The sequence below is a fragment of the Actinomyces massiliensis 4401292 genome, from assembly GCF_000269805.1.
Lineage (GTDB): Bacteria > Actinomycetota > Actinomycetes > Actinomycetales > Actinomycetaceae > Actinomyces > Actinomyces massiliensis.
This window is the reverse complement of the sequence record NZ_JH711483.1, coordinates 20,682-34,920: the sequence shown is the minus strand read 5'-3', so window position 1 is coordinate 34,920 and position 14,239 is coordinate 20,682. Positions and strand designations below refer to the sequence as shown.

The 14,239-nt window shown below is 65.7% G+C and carries 16 protein-coding genes; 12 read left to right on the top strand and 4 right to left on the bottom strand.

The window, feature by feature from the left end:
- Nucleotides 1-302 precede the first annotated feature (302 nt).
- The 5 genes from W5W_RS0111825 (at nucleotide 303) to W5W_RS0111810 (ending at nucleotide 3,771) form a co-directional block, all read left to right on the top strand.
- Nucleotides 303-929, top strand: a complete 627-nt coding sequence (locus W5W_RS0111825; protein ID WP_008731232.1) for a transposase family protein — start codon at nucleotides 303-305, stop codon at nucleotides 927-929.
- Nucleotides 930-1,022: 93 nt separating this feature from the next.
- Nucleotides 1,023-1,199, top strand: coding sequence for a hypothetical protein (locus tag W5W_RS16375; RefSeq protein WP_008731254.1), 177 nt, complete (start codon nucleotides 1,023-1,025; stop codon nucleotides 1,197-1,199).
- Nucleotides 1,200-1,910 carry an FtsX-like permease family protein gene (locus W5W_RS16205; protein WP_154650344.1) on the top strand — a complete coding sequence of 237 codons (711 nt, stop codon included), beginning with the start codon at nucleotides 1,200-1,202 and terminating at the stop codon, nucleotides 1,908-1,910.
- 89 nt (nucleotides 1,911-1,999) lie between these two features.
- Nucleotides 2,000-3,073: a hypothetical protein gene (locus W5W_RS0111815; protein ID WP_193760092.1), complete on the top strand. Its 1,074-nt coding sequence runs from the start codon at nucleotides 2,000-2,002 to the stop codon at nucleotides 3,071-3,073.
- Nucleotides 3,070-3,771 (top strand): ABC transporter ATP-binding protein, encoded by a 702-nt coding sequence (locus W5W_RS0111810; protein WP_017195534.1) that lies wholly within the window; start codon nucleotides 3,070-3,072, stop codon nucleotides 3,769-3,771. The genes W5W_RS0111815 and W5W_RS0111810 overlap by 4 nt, the downstream gene beginning before the upstream one ends.
- Nucleotides 3,772-3,893: 122 nt before the next feature.
- Here the strand turns inward: W5W_RS0111810 and W5W_RS0111805 are convergent, their stop codons facing one another.
- Both W5W_RS0111805 and W5W_RS16200 read right to left on the bottom strand, forming a co-directional pair.
- Nucleotides 3,894-4,373 carry a helix-turn-helix transcriptional regulator gene (locus tag W5W_RS0111805; protein WP_154650343.1) on the bottom strand — a complete coding sequence of 160 codons (480 nt, stop codon included), beginning with the start codon at nucleotides 4,371-4,373 and terminating at the stop codon, nucleotides 3,894-3,896.
- Nucleotides 4,370-4,582, bottom strand: a complete 213-nt coding sequence (locus W5W_RS16200; RefSeq protein ID WP_154650342.1) for a hypothetical protein — start codon at nucleotides 4,580-4,582, stop codon at nucleotides 4,370-4,372. Before W5W_RS16200 ends, W5W_RS0111805 begins: the two co-directional genes overlap by 4 nt.
- A gap of 146 nt (nucleotides 4,583-4,728) precedes the next feature.
- Between W5W_RS16200 and W5W_RS0111800 the strand changes: the two genes are divergently transcribed.
- From W5W_RS0111800 to W5W_RS0111785, 4 genes are all read left to right on the top strand, one after another.
- On the top strand, nucleotides 4,729-5,418 hold the full coding sequence (locus W5W_RS0111800) for a TetR/AcrR family transcriptional regulator (RefSeq protein ID WP_008731249.1): 690 nt from the start codon (nucleotides 4,729-4,731) through the stop codon (nucleotides 5,416-5,418).
- The gene (locus tag W5W_RS0111795; protein ID WP_008731261.1) at nucleotides 5,418-5,846 is read left to right on the top strand and encodes a hypothetical protein; all 429 of its coding nucleotides are present in this window, start codon (nucleotides 5,418-5,420) and stop codon (nucleotides 5,844-5,846) included. The genes W5W_RS0111800 and W5W_RS0111795 overlap by 1 nt, the downstream gene beginning before the upstream one ends.
- Nucleotides 5,847-5,945: 99 nt before the next feature.
- Nucleotides 5,946-6,914: an arsenic resistance protein gene (locus W5W_RS0111790; RefSeq protein WP_017195532.1), complete on the top strand. Its 969-nt coding sequence runs from the start codon at nucleotides 5,946-5,948 to the stop codon at nucleotides 6,912-6,914.
- A gap of 85 nt (nucleotides 6,915-6,999) precedes the next feature.
- On the top strand, nucleotides 7,000-7,467 hold the full coding sequence (locus tag W5W_RS0111785) for a hypothetical protein (RefSeq protein WP_017195531.1): 468 nt from the start codon (nucleotides 7,000-7,002) through the stop codon (nucleotides 7,465-7,467).
- Nucleotides 7,468-7,557: 90 nt separating this feature from the next.
- On the opposite strand, the gene W5W_RS15300 is transcribed toward W5W_RS0111785, so the two are convergent.
- A complete protein-coding gene (locus tag W5W_RS15300; protein ID WP_017195530.1) occupies nucleotides 7,558-8,214 on the bottom strand; it encodes an LppP/LprE family lipoprotein in 657 nt (218 codons plus the stop codon).
- A gap of 236 nt (nucleotides 8,215-8,450) precedes the next feature.
- Here W5W_RS15300 and W5W_RS0111775 point away from each other — a divergent pair, with 236 nt between their 5' ends.
- Genes W5W_RS0111775 through W5W_RS0111765 form a run of 3 tightly spaced genes read left to right on the top strand, consistent with a single transcriptional unit; the run spans nucleotide 8,451 to nucleotide 10,043 of the window.
- Nucleotides 8,451-8,822 (top strand): ArsR/SmtB family transcription factor, encoded by a 372-nt coding sequence (locus tag W5W_RS0111775; protein WP_017195529.1) that lies wholly within the window; start codon nucleotides 8,451-8,453, stop codon nucleotides 8,820-8,822.
- The gene (locus W5W_RS0111770) at nucleotides 8,815-9,666 is read left to right on the top strand and encodes an SRPBCC domain-containing protein (protein ID WP_017195528.1); all 852 of its coding nucleotides are present in this window, start codon (nucleotides 8,815-8,817) and stop codon (nucleotides 9,664-9,666) included. The genes W5W_RS0111775 and W5W_RS0111770 overlap by 8 nt, the downstream gene beginning before the upstream one ends.
- Nucleotides 9,663-10,043 (top strand): TfoX/Sxy family protein, encoded by a 381-nt coding sequence (locus tag W5W_RS0111765; protein ID WP_017195527.1) that lies wholly within the window; start codon nucleotides 9,663-9,665, stop codon nucleotides 10,041-10,043. Before W5W_RS0111770 ends, W5W_RS0111765 begins: the two co-directional genes overlap by 4 nt.
- Before the next feature lie 338 nt (nucleotides 10,044-10,381).
- Here W5W_RS0111765 and mfd read toward each other — a convergent pair whose 3' ends face one another.
- Nucleotides 10,382-14,206 carry a transcription-repair coupling factor gene (mfd, locus tag W5W_RS0111760; protein ID WP_029574293.1) on the bottom strand — a complete coding sequence of 1,275 codons (3,825 nt, stop codon included), beginning with the start codon at nucleotides 14,204-14,206 and terminating at the stop codon, nucleotides 10,382-10,384.
- Nucleotides 14,207-14,239: the final 33 nt, after the last annotated feature.

Genomic DNA, 14,239 nt, shown 5'->3' with positions numbered 1-14,239 from the left:
ATGGGCTGTCTACGGACTGTCGTGCGGATCGGCCCGGGTTCCAGGCGGCGCCGGCGATCCGCCCCCCTCATGGTAGCCCGACGGCGCACGTTTATGACGACGCGTCTGGTGGTCCACGCCCAGCCCCATCCAGCGTACGGGCGCCCGTCGCCCAGACCTGGCCGATCCTGACCGATCTCGACGCGATCGCCGGCCTTAAACTTCAGCTCCGATCATTCAACAGGCGGACTCTTGGCCGTTCCCTACGGGGAAGGTTATTCAGGGGCGTGTATGGGGGTTTAGGGGTTCGGTGTGTTGAATGGGTGACGGCTCGTTTGCGCACCAACACCTCCCAGGAGGCGATCGCCGAGATCATGGGGGTGTCACAGCCGACGATCTCGCGGGCGATCTCGGTGGTCACCCGGATCATCGCCAGGGTCTTGGGGCCTGTGCTGGCGACCGTCGAGGAGGTCCCCCATGGGGGCGTGCACATCATCGACGGTACGCTCCTGCCGTGCTGGAGCTGGAAGGATCGGACGGACCTGTGGTCGGGCAAGCACAAGCGCACCGGCCTGAGCCTGCAAGTGCTGGTCAGCCCCGCCGGGCGCCTGCGGTGGGCCTCAGACCCGCTACCGGGGGCCACCCACGACACCAAGGCCATCACCACCTCCGGTCTCTTGGAGGAGATCGACCCCTCCTGCTGCATCGCCGATAAAGGCTACATCGGAACCGGGGTTCTCACCCCCTACAAGAAACCTCCCAACAGTGAGCTCACCAAGGCCCAGAAGCAGGCCAACAAATCCCTAAATGAAATCCGGTATGTCGTGGAGAGAACCATCGCGCACATCAAATCCTGGAAGATCCTGGCCCACGACTACAGGCGCCCCCTGCACACCTTCAAAGAAACTATCACAGCCACCCTAGCCCTCTACGCCTACACCAACCCCTGAATAACCTTCGGGGTACTTGTAGCTTTCCTCGCGATCGCATTCATGTGGTGGACAGATAATAGGTCGGAAATCACCTACGGGATGAGCGGACCAATGACCACGATCACTATGATGAATGGCACCCGATCCGCCACCGCGGAGCAAAAGGCGCAAGCAGCACGCGACTTGCGCGCATTCCTCTCCGAGAATGACATTAGCATGATCAAGGTCTCGAATGGCGATAGTTCTCCCGATCTCGTGGTTTTCGACCCCAACCATAGGATCGGATGAATGAAGCCCCTCAATGCCGCCAGTAGTACTGCCGATCCAGAGCCTGGCGTGTACACCATTAAAGGTTCTTATTCGGACAAGACGTGGATATCTTCCGGACAGGCTCCATTAGCGCCACAGGGGCTCGACGTGCTCGGCAGTATCGAAGTTCCTGGGTTAACGCCGTCGAACAGCAATCTCCAGTTTGTCGAGGTGCTTGGCGCAGCCCCCTTCGATACGGGAGAATTGCATCTGGGGACAACAGATCCTGACACATTAGCACGCATCGTCGAGCTGATGGAGGCGCAGGGCTTACGCCCGCAAAGCACCAAGCAGCAAGAACCGCTGCTGATCTCGTTGATTTACGACGCCCCAGTCGCGACCTCAACACTGTTCATACTACTGAGCATCGTCTGTGTCATGGGAACTGTTGTTCTGAGGCTGCCAGAGCAGAGCGAGGAGATCCGACTGCGCGTCTTGGTCGGCGCGACCAAGCTAAAAATTATTCGTGATCGAGCTCGCCGAGAACTAGTCCCCGTCCTCGCCGGAACCGCAATCGGTTCAGGAGTCGCACTGATGACCACATCGCTCATCGCCACGAGTGCCCCCGGAAGCCGGGAATTCACTATTTTAACACTCGGAGCGCTCATAGGCGGAATAGTCATGTGGGTAATCCGACAAGCGACCTTCGCGCTCATTCTATCATCCCATCTCAAACGGGCTTCCTCATGATCCGCACAGAAGTTTCGGGAGGGATCCGGACCGCGTGGCGCCACCGTTGGAGCGCTGCAGGTGTTGCTTTTATGATCACCGCAGCGTGCATGACGCTCACCGTGGTGCTGTCACACATCATAACGGAGACATCGGTCATGATCGGCGCATATCACCTTCGCCAGCGTGACGCCGTCACATTCTCAGCCTATTACCGCACGCGCCCCCTAAAAATAGATCCAAGTACCGAGATCATGGAGAATATCGGGAAAAGAATCAACGCCGGCACTGCATACACTACAGTCATCAATAATGTCGAGCTCGGAAACCACTCCTTCGCCGGAGGCAACCACACAGTTATCCTCATCGGAGACTCTGCGCAGGAGGCCGTCTCTGGAGTCGAATTGTGCTCGCCGGCACCGTGCGCCATGGCCGGTGAGAACATCAAGAACGAGTTCGACGGTTCGCTCTCCATCGGCGACCAGACAGTCCCCGTTGTAGCACGCATGCCCTCGACGACAAAGCTCTTCGACCCGAATATGAACGGAATCGACCTGGGAACCACGGTTCTCATCAACCTCCCTCCAGATAGCCTCGATCATCTAGACGATGTAGAGCAGGAAGAAGCATTAACTAGAACGGTTCTATTCGCCCCCACGGATGAAGAAGTCGCGCAGTTCGCGCGCGATGCGAACAATGAAGGACTCACGCTCGTCCCACACCGCATCGCCGCCGACCAACCGGAGCGCTACAGGGACATTATGATCAGAGCCGGACTGTACGGTCTCAGTCTGCTGGCCCTGACAACACTCATCCTGTTCGCGTACAGCGCCTCTATCAGCTCAACTCTCCGCCAAGAAAGAGCGGAGCTGCTCCTCCGCCACCAGTACGGCGCCACCACTGCCGATATATGCCTGCGGGTCGCTGTCTTCCTCGCCTCCACCATGCTCGTGCTGCCCACATGCGCAGTCCTCTTCTTCTCCCTGGCAGGGCCGCCGATCACAACCGCCGCAGCAGCAGCCGAGGCAGCGCTGATAGTGATCTATGTTGTGCTTCTGACGCAGACAACGCGCAGGATATCCAGAAGCTTCTCCACCACTGGCACCGGCGGCAGACAAAAAAGGAAAGCACAAAATAGACGAGCGAACGGAATAGAAGCTCATCCACAGAAAGAAGCCCCATGACACATGCCTTAGAACTGCACGACATCAGCGTCGATTACCATCGCGGCAAGAACACCGTGCACGCACTGCGCTCCGCATCGCTATCGGTGGATGAGGGCGAGTCGGTCGCGGTCATGGGGCCGTCCGGCTGCGGGAAATCCACTCTGCTCGGCGTTCTCGGGCTGACGATCTTGCCGGACAACGGTACTCTGCTCATCAACTCCGAACGCGCACCGGCGGGGCGCACGCCCAGGGCGCGTGCCCGGAACCGCCTGATCGGCATGATCCCTCAGGACTACGCCGTCGTCGACCAGCTGACCGCACTGGCGAATGTCTCGCTTCCCCTGGAGTACGCCCGTCCGCGCGTCAAGAGGAAGGACAGAAAAGAGCGAGCGAGAAGGGCACTGTCCGCTGTCGGAATCGAGTGGGCCGGTAATCAGAAGCCGTCACAGATGTCCGGAGGGGAGCGTCAACGGGTTGCCGTAGCGCGGGCGCTGATCAACCACCCGCGCTGCATACTCGCCGACGAGCCGACCGCCTCCCTGGACTCGGAAACCGCCCACGACATCACCTCATTGCTTCTCTCACAGGCGCGTCAGGCCGGCGGCTGCCTGGTCGTCGCCACGCACGACCCCCGCGTCGCGAACGCGTGCGACCGCGTGCTCACCATGACCGACGGGAGCCTGATGGGGTCTGAGGGCGCACCCAACGCTTCCTAGCCCGACGAGATAGACATTTTCGAATGAGGTAGACGGTGCCACCGTCTACCTCATTCGAAAATGTCTATCTCGTCGGGTTCGCAAACCTCGACGCAGCAACACAAGCCCAGCGGCGCAAGCGATTACAGCGCGCTCTGGCGGGCGAGCACCGCCACCGCCTCCGCGCGCGAGCCGACCCCGAGCTTCTTGTATGCGCGACGCGCATAGGTCTTCACGGTGCTCTCCGCCACGGACATGCGGTAAGCCACCGATTGGGTCGTCAACCCCAGCGCATACAGCTCAATGACCCGACGCTCCTTATCACTGAGAGGCCTTACCATTGGCGGAACGGCGGCCCCATCAACATCGTCAACATCGTCGATCTCCGGCGTGGCCACGCGCCGCAGTACCCGCCAGATCGCCCCTCCCCCGAGCAGCAGCGTCTCCTTGGGCACGACGGCTCGAGAACCGTGCGAACCGTCAGCATCGGAACGCACGGCCCCACCGCCCTCAACGCCGGAGGCGGACATCGCCACGACCGCGGCCCCGGCCTGAGACGCCTCCCGCGTCAACGGCACCTCTCGGCCCGAGTCATCAGACAGCTCGGAATCAATCAGGATCACATCGGGCACCGGCTCCACGGCGGCAAGGCGGCAAGGCGGCGCAGAGCCGCACGACGACTGCGCACCGACCACAGCAGACGAATTCGCTCCGAGGATCGTCGCACCAGGTCCCGCAAGGCGTACAGCGCGAGCGGGTCATAGTCCACGATCCCCAGACTGAGCACTGCAGAAGACTCCAGGGACAGGCCTTCTCGATGATGCGACCGCATATATGCCCATCGTGCGCCCCTCGTGGGGAAAGCACAACCGTTTTTCCCTAGCGTCGTCCATTCGGATGACGCCGCGCGCAGAAAGCTCCGGGCAGCCGCACCGCAGCACCATTGTGGGGCGAACCCCAAGCGCCTACCCTGCCATCATGGGAAGCGAACGATCGTTAGCCGATGAAGATCCGGAATCTCCGCCCCGCACACCCTCGTCGAAGCGCCGCACCTCCCGGAACACCCGCGAGGCTCTACTGGATGCCGCCCTTGAGCAGTTCTCCAGCAAGGGATTCGGCGGCACGTCGATCCGGGACCTGGCCAGAGCGGTCGGTATCCGGGAGAGCTCGGTGTACAAGCACTTCGCCTCCAAGCAGGCTCTCCTCGACGCGCTCATCGAGCGGGCCGACGCGCATCTGGGATCGGTGGCCGCCCGGGTCGGCACCACCATCACCGCGGGCGCCGACGCCGCCAGCACCTACCAGGGCGTGGGTGAGGAGTCGCTACTGGCGATCGCCCGCGGCATGCTCGACGTCGTCCTCCACGACCCGCAGTTCGCACTCCTGCGCCGCCTCCTGACCGTCGAGCAGTACCGTGAGGCCGATGCCGCGACGCGCTACCACGACTACTTCATCACCCGTCCCCTGTCCTTCCAGACCGAACTCTTCCGCTCCCTGATCGCCACCGGCGACTTCCGCGAGGGACTGGATCCCGAACAGGTCGCTCTGGCCTTCTTCGGGCCGATCCACCTGCTCATCGGACTCGCAGAGCGCGACGAGCAGCGAGCCGACGCGCTCCTGTCCGGCCATATCCGACACTTCCGGCACACGCACCTGAAGGAGGCATGATGCGGCTGTACCGGAAGGCGATCCGAGCGCTGTACGCCCTGGCCTTCATCGGTGGGGGCATCTCCCACTTCATCTTCGGCAGGCTAATGCCGGACAGCTATGCGGCCTTCGCCGACACCGCACTGCTGACCTGGCTGAGTGAGCTGTGGCGCGCCTTCGTCATGCCGAACATCGGCCGGCTCACCATCGTGCTGGGGTTCTTCGAGATCGCCTGCGGAGCCGGCGTGCTGCACAGGCGCACCGCCGTCGTCTCCACCTGGGCGATGCTCGGCTTCCTGGTCCTCGTCACCGTCCTCGGTTACGGCTTGCCCACCGCATCACCGGGCGAGGACCTGCTGAAGAACCGCTTGAGCACCATCGTCATGGCGCTCCTGCTCATTCCCCTGCTCACTAAGGCACGAAACGTCCGGAGCCCCGCAACCGGCTGATGACAAGGCTCTCGGACGACGGTCGCCGTACGCTTGAGGTGACGCCGCGGTGCTCCGGGCCTGGAGACGGCATACGGCCAATGACGGTACGGTTCGGCCATGAGTGAGCCCGGGGCGACGCGCGCGGTCGCATGGATGGAGCGCTACCAGGTGCCTCTCTACCTCGCCGCCCTGGCACTCGGCACGGCAACGGGCCTGATCCTGCCGGACGCCGCGGGAGCTCTAGAACCCGCCATCAATCCGATCCTGGTTGCGCTGCTGTACGCGACCTTCCTTGGAGTTCCGCTGACTCGTCTGCGCACCGCCGTCACCGACGCGCGTTTCGTGGTGGCGCTCCTGATCGTCAACTTCGTCCTGGCGCCATTGGTGGTGGCGCCCCTGTCCCGCCTGGTCAGCGACTCCCCCGCCCTTCTTATGGGACTCCTACTCGTCCTTCTGGCGCCCTGCGTGGACTACGTCATGGTGTTCACCCGGCTTGCAGGCGGCGCCTGGGAGCGAATCCTGGCGGCCTCCCCCGTACTCATGCTCACTCAGACCCTTCTCCTGCCGATCTGGCTGGCGGCCCTCGCAGGCCAGGGGCTCGCCTCCATCAGCCGACGCCCATTCGCACTGGCCTTCATCGTCATGATCGCCCTGCCACTGGGGCTGTCCGCCCTCACCCAATGGGCCTCAGCCCGCTACCGCCCGGCCGCCCGAGTCCAGAGCGGGACGACGGCGCTCATGGTTCCGCTCATGATGGCCACCCTGATGGTGGTGACCGCCTCCCAGATCGCCGCGGTCGCCTCCCATCTGGGCCTCCTCGTGCGCGTCATTCCGATATTCCTCATCTTCGCCGCAATCATGCCGCTGACCGGCAATGTCGTCGGGCTGCTGGCGCATCAGGACAGGAGCGCCCGCCTGGCCCTGGCCTTCTCGGGAACCACCCGCAACTCTCTGGTGGTTCTCCCCCTGGCTCTCGCGCTGCCGGACGCCCTGGCGCCGATCGTCGTCGTCACCCAGACACTCGTGGAGCTCATCGTCATGGTGGTCTACGTGCGGCTGCTGCCCCGGCTGATCCGACGCCCATAACGTGGCTCGGCACGGAGGACGGGCGTCGCACCAGGGTTCCGGCTTCCTCACGCACCCCCGCACGTGCGGCACGTAGCCTGTCCGCATGACCGATCACAGCAGGAACGACACCGACGATTCACCCCACTCACCCCACCGGGCTGAACCCCTCAGACGCCCAACGGATCAAGCGGGCAACGAACCGGCGCCGGAGCACGAATCCGCCGAGCAGCGCCATGCCCGCACCGCCCTCGCCATCGATGGGATCGCCTGCGCCGCAGCAGCCATTGGAACGGTGGCGATCGGGCCCGGCTCACCGCTGCACATCAGGTGCGCTCGAGCACCATTGGCGGCCGCGCTGGGAGGCACGAGCGCACTGCTGCTCCGCTCGGCGCGCAGGAAGCCGATCCGCAATGCGGACCTCGAGCGGGCAGCACTCATCAATCTGGGGTGGGTCCTCACCTGCGGCATCGCCCTGCGGCGTCCGCAGAGCACCCTTGGAACCGCGGTGATCCTCTCGACAGCGGCCTTCGACGCCGGGGCCGCTGTCGCCCAATGGCGACTCCGTTCCTAGAAACGATGGAGGTAGACATGGGCGTCAGGCCCGCCCGCAGCAGCCCAGCCCCAGCAACCTGTTCTCGTCCCTAAATTTCTACTCGTCTGCCTACTCGTCGATGGTGGGTGGCCATTCGCCGGAATGCACCACTGCACGGGTGATCGCATCCCAGGTGAAGACGGATACTGACCGCCCCGATGCTCCAGCGGTGCTCTCCCCATCGCGCGGCCACTTATAGGTGACCTGGATGGTCTCGTCATCAAGACGTTCCACCTCTGGGAAGAATCCGATCATCTGGTCGCTGGTGACCCCTATGTACTCACCATAATGGAACAACATGATCTGGTAGGGAGACGAGGCCGTGCCGCCTTCGATCGGCAGAACGATCCAGGACAGGGATGCGCAGGAGTCATAGGTGGAAACGTCCGCCTCCGTGGTATCCCAGGCCCAACCATTGTAGGTCGGCACCTGGGACGCCCAGGTGCCGAGGGCGTCAGCCCCCGACTTGTCGGCGCACTCCGGAGTCGGGCTCGGCGTCGGCGTAGCCTCCTCAGACGCCTCCGTCGCCACCTTCCCACCGGGCTCCGGCGAGGCCTGGCTGCTCGCCGCCCCCTGGGCGTCGGAGGTCTGAGCCGCGGGGCCGCCCCCGGTCTCGGCCGGCTGGGAGCTGGACGAGCCCTTGCACCCGGTTAGCAGAACCGGGAGAACGAGAAGAGCGCCGACGACAAGGGCCGGCGTACGGCATAGAGCGGGATGCAACTTCATGAGCGTCCTTAAAGCCTTGACGGCCTCCATCATGCGGCAGCGCGACCATGCTGCGAGCCACCTCACCAGTACGAAAGTCTAACCCAGGCCCTCTTCGAAAGCGCCGGGTTGATGCCACTTCCGCCTCACCCGCGGGCAGCCGGCGGTCGGGCGCCACCGGGTGAGGCGAAACGGCAGCCGACACCCCTTGTATACAAATATACCTTTGTATACGGTGGCGATCATGAAGGACCGAGATGGCTGCTGAACCCGCGATCGACCTCGACCTGGCCCTGCGCGCACTGGCCGACCGGAATCGTCGAGCCATCATGCAGGTCATCCGAAACGAGCCCCACCAGGTCGGGGCGGTGGCGGATGAACTCGGCATGTCGCAGCAGGCCGCCTCGCACCACCTCCGAGTGCTGCGCCGAGCGGGACTGGCCACCAGCACTCACGACGCGAACCGTCACCTGTACGTCATCAACACCGACGCCCTGACAGCGGTGCGCGCCTATCTCGACGACTTCTGGCCCACCAGACTGTCCGCCCTCAAGGCGGCCGCGGAGGCCCACCCGGAATCTCAGAAGGCGCAGGAGGCCCGGGGGATAAAGGACGCACGGCATGACTGAGCTCTCGCAGTTCTCCCATTCCATTGATATTGCCGCACCACCGCGCGTCGTCTTCACCTTCTTGACCACCGAGGAGGGCATGACCGCCTGGATGGGGCAATTCGCCGAGCTGGATCCCAGGCAGGGCGGCCGGTTCGCCGTGGATATCTCCGGATACCCGGTCCGGGGACAGTACCTGCACGTCGAGCCGTACTCGCGCGTCGTCGTCTCGTGGGGATTCGCGGGAAGCGACGACCTGCCGCCGGGCGCATCCACCGTCGAATTCCGACTCATCGAGATCGAGGGCGGCACTCGTGTCGAGCTCACCCATTCGGACTTGCCCGATAGCAAGGTCCCCGGACACGCAGAGGGCTGGGAGCACTTCATCCCCCGGCTCCACGAAGCGGCCGAGGGCGGGCGTCCCGGCCCGGACTCCTGGCTCCCGCGCAGTGCCCCCGAGCCCGCACCGGCACCGGCATCACCAACACCGAGGAGCATCATGACCGAATCAATGGCCAATCCGACAACCGTCATCCAGCGTTACCACCGGGCCTGGACCAGCGGCGATATCGACTCCGCCATGGATCTGGTGGCCGACGACATCACCTGCCGCGCCCCCGGGATCAATCTGACCGGTAAGGACCAGTATCGAGAGTTCATCGGCGGCTTCGCCCCGGCATTGACCGGATTGGTCGATATCGCCTCCTTCGCCGAGGGCGAGCGCGTCGCACTGTTCTACTACCCGCAGACCGCCGTGACCAGCACCGCCCCCGCGGCCGAGTGCTTCACCGTGGAGAACGGCCTCATCACCGATAGCGTCCTGATCTTCGATCGCCTCTCCTTCGCCCCGCCCGAGGCATCATGAGCGGCCCTAAGAGCGCAGCGAGAGAACGGGGCAAACGGGGGCAGGAGGCTCTCCTCGTCCGACTGCGGAAGCTGCTTCACGACGAGCCGATCTCGCGCGAGGTCACCATGTTCGGCGCGCGGGCCATCATGGTGCGCGGCAAGATGTTGTGCTGCGCTCTCAAAGGCGGAGATCTCCTGGCGCATATCGACCCCGCCGCCGACGCGGAAATGTCGCAGCAGCCGGGCGCCTCCCCGGCCGAGATGGGCCCGGGGCGCGAGATGGGACCCGGCTGGCTCCATGTGGCGGCGGGCTCCATCGCCGACGATGACCGGCTGCAATTCTGGCTGGACGCCTGCCTCGCCCTCAACCGGGCCCGGACCCAACCACAATCATGACGATCCCCAGAATCCCCCGGTTTCCTCGGTTTTCCGCCGCAGCTGTTCTCCTTCTTCGAACGCATATTGGAGAACAACACCAAAGAATTCTGGGCCGGCACAAAGCGGGGACTCCGCTCCCTCCGGGTGAAGTGTCCAAAACGGAGGAGATCAACGCGGCAGCCCCGACGAGGGAGAGCCGAAAGTGCTGGTTTTAGGCGGATGCCGATGCTGATGGCAAGGTGATCTCCTCCGTTTTGGACACCTCGGCGCTACGCCCCATCGACGATCGCGACATACAGGCGAAGATCGTGTATTGCGGCCCGGAGCTTGGCACTACAGGCCCGCCGCCTTCGCCCTCACCGCCGCCGTCGGTACTTGGTGGCCTCAACCTCGTAGTCCTTGTCCCCAGCGATCACGGCGTGCAGGAGCACCTCGACCCAGCGCAGCAGGTCCTCCCCCTCAATGGGCCCTCCGCCCATGCGGGCAGTACCCGGCGCAGGGACGACGATCGTCCGAGTGGCGGGCTTCAGGACGGTTCCGGGGTAGAGGCGAGTGACCTTCATGCGCGCCGACTCGGGCAGGCTGACCGGGGCGAAGCGAATGGACTTGCCCTGGGCGACGATCTCGCGCACCCCCAGGTGGGCCGCGAGCGCACGCAGCCTGGCCAAAGAGGCTAAACGCCGGGTGGGCTCGGGAACGGGTCCGTACCGGTCGGCGAGCTCCTCAAGCACATCAGCCACCTCCGACTCGCTGCGGGCGGCCGCGAACTTGGTGTAAGCCTCCAAACGCAGCCGCTCATGGGCGACATAATCCTCGGGAATGGTGGCGTCCACGGGCAGCTCAATGCGCAGGTCCTCGTCGATCCCCGCCTCGGCATCGGTCTCGGGACCCGCACTCCCACCGATCTTGAGGGACTTCTTGTAGGCGGCCACGGCCTCGGAGACCATGCGCACGTACAGGTCGAAGCCGACCCCGGCGATGTGCCCGGACTGCTCACCGCCCAGCAGATTCCCGGCGCCGCGGATCTCGAGGTCCTTCATGGCCACCTGCATGCCGGCACCCAGGTCGGTGTTGGAGGCGATGGTGCGCAGTCGCACCAATGAGGTCTCGGTCAGCGGCCTGTCGGCGGGGTAGAGGAAGTAGGCGTAGGCGCGCTCCCGCCCGCGCCCGACGCGCCCGCGCAGCTGGTGGAGCTGGGACAACCCCATGCGGTCGGCCCGGTCCACGATGAGGGTGTTGGCGTTGGACACGTCCAAGCCGGTCTCGACGATGGTGGTGCACACCAGGACGTCGATCTCCTTGTGCCAGAAGTCGTCGATGACCCTCTCCAGACGCGACTCGCTCATCTGGCCATGGGCGGTGGCGACCCTCGCCTCGGGCACGAGCTCGGCCAGGCGGGCGGCGGTCGATTCGATGTCCTCCACCCGGTTGTGGACGAAGAAGACCTGGCCGTCGCGCAACAGCTCGCGGCGGATGGCGGCGCCGACCTGCTTGGTCTCGTAGGCGCCGACGTAGGTGAGGATGGGGTGACGGTCCTCGGGCGGGGTGGCCAGGGTGGACATCTCCCGCAGGCCGGTGACCGCCATCTCCAGGGTGCGCGGGATGGGGGTGGCGGACATGGCGAGAACGTCGACGTCGGTGCGCAGCGCCTTGAGGGTCTCCTTGTGCTCCACCCCGAAGCGCTGCTCCTCATCGATGACGACCAGGCCCAGATCCTTGAAGCGGATCTGACCGGTGATGAGGCGGTGGGTTCCCACCACGACATCAATGGTGCCGTCGGCCAGCCCCTTCAGCACGTCGGCGGATTCGGCATCGGATTGGAAGCGGGAGAGCTGGGCGACGCGCACGGGGAAGCCGGCGTAGCGCTCGGTGAAGGTCTCGGCGTGCTGGGTCACCAGCAGGGTGGTGGGCACGAGTACGGCCACCTGCTTGCCCTCGATCACGGCCTTGAAGGCGGCGCGCACGGCGATCTCGGTCTTGCCGTAGCCGACGTCGCCGCAGATGAGGCGGTCCATGGGCTGGGCGGCCTCCATGTCGTGCTTGACGTCGTCGATGGTGGCCAGTTGGTCGGGGGTCTCGGTGTAGGGAAAGGCTTCCTCGAGCTCGGCCTGCCAGGGGGTGTCGGGTCCGAAGGCGTGCCCGGTGGTGGCCGAGCGGGCGGCGTAGAGGCGCACGAGCTCACCGGCGATCTCGCGCACGGCCTTGCGGGCCTTGGACTTGGTCCGCGCCCAGTCGGCTCCGCCCATCTTGTTCAGGGCGGGGGCGTCTCCGCCGACGTACTTGGAGACCTGGTCCAGGGAGTCGGTGGGCACCAGGAGTCGGTCTCCGGGCTGGCCCCGCTTGGAGGGGGCGTACTCGATGACGACGTATTCACGGGTTGCTGAGTTGGCCGCGCTCTTGGCCGATCCGACTCCGCGGCGCATGAGCTCGACGAAGCGCCCGACCCCGTGCTGGGCGTGAACGACAAGATCGCCGGGGTGCAGGGAGAGCGGATCGACGCTCTTGCGGGAGCGGCGGGCTGGGACGGCCTTGCGCTCCCGCGGCCCCGCTCCGGCCCGACCGGTCAGGTCGGATTCGGCGATGAGTGCCAGGCGCAGTCCCTCGGCAATGAAGCCGTGCCCCGCACTGGCCTGAGTGACTCGGACGACGCCGTCGCCGCTGACGGCCTCGTCTGAAGCGGTTCGGCCCAGGTCGGCGGGTTCGTCGAGCTGAGTGACGATGCGCGCAGGGACGCCGCCGTCGGCGAGCAGCTGGGCCATGCGGCGCCCGGGGCCGGGCCCGTCGGTGGCCACGACGACGCTCCAGTCCTCGCGCGCCAGGGCGCCCAGGTCCTTGACGGCCTCCTCCAGGCGGCCGCGGTAGCCCTTGGGATCGCGCAGCGGCAACTCGACGATGTCGGGCGAGGAGGCGAGGGAGGACAGGGACCACCAGCCCCGGTTCGTCGACAGTGCCAGGGCGCGGGCCTCGGCGAGGTGGGCGAAGGCGGCGGCGGACAGGTCGATGGGGGCGGTGCCGCCGGAGGCGGCAGAGGTCCAGGCGGCGGCGAGGAACTCGGCGGTGGTGGCCACCAGATCTTCGGCGCGCTTGCGCAGGCGCTCGGGCTCCAGGCCCACGACGAGGCGGTCTCCGACCAGGTCGAGCAGCGGGACCATGCGCTCGACCAGCACTGGGGCCAGGGACTCCATGCCCTCGCAGTTGATGCCCTCGGCGATCTTGCCCAGCATGTCCGCGGCGCCGGGGATGACGTCGACGAGTTTGCGGGCGCGCTCGCGCACGGCGTCGGTCAGAACGATCTCGCGGCAGGCGGTGGCGGTGACGGCGTCGATCTCCTCGATGGTGCGCTGGTCGGCGACGGCGAAGGTGGAGACGGATTCGATCTCGTCGCCGAAGAAATCGACGCGTACGGGGCGGGCGAGAGTGGGTGGGAAGACGTCGAGGATGCCGCCGCGGACCGCGAATTCACCACGGTTCTCGACCATGTCGACGCGCGTGTAGGCGGCTGCGGCCAGACGCTCGGCGGTGGCTTCGAGGCCGACCTCCAGGCCTTTGGCGAGGTGAACGGGCTCGAGCTCGCCGAGCCCGTCCACAACGGGCGCCAGGAGGGCGCGCACGGGGACGACGAGCACGCGGATGGGGCCCCGCTGAGGGTTCGGCGCCCCGGAAGGCACAGCGTCCGGCGCTCCGAAAGACGCAGCGTCCGGCACTCCGGAAGGCACAGCTCCAGTGGGGCGGTCGCCGGCGTCCCAGCCGTCCTCGGGGTGGGCCAGCCGGCGCAGGACCGCCAGGCGCGTGGCGACGGTGTCGGCACGCGGGGAGAGGCGTTCGTGCGGCAGGGTCTCCCAGGCGGGGAACACGGCGACGTCGGTGGCTGGGAGGTAGCAGGACAGGGCGGCGGCGGTCTGCTCCGCCTCCCTGCCGGTGGCGGTGACGACGAGCAGTGGAGTGCCCTCGCCCCTGCTTGTGGGGGCGCTGTCCACGGGATCGGAGGAATGAGGGACGGCGGCACCCGTGGCGCGGGCGATACCGGACGCCCCCAATGACATGGCTGCCAGAACGGCGGGGCGGGCACCCGGTGCGACGACAACAGTGCGGTCGGTGCGGGAGCGGCTGCCGGCCGCTTCGACGAGGTCGTCGATCGTCGGGTCGGCGAGCAGTGGGGGCAGAAGAGCGGTCAGGCGCACGGCGAGCAGTCTAGAGGGGCGACGCCTGATGAT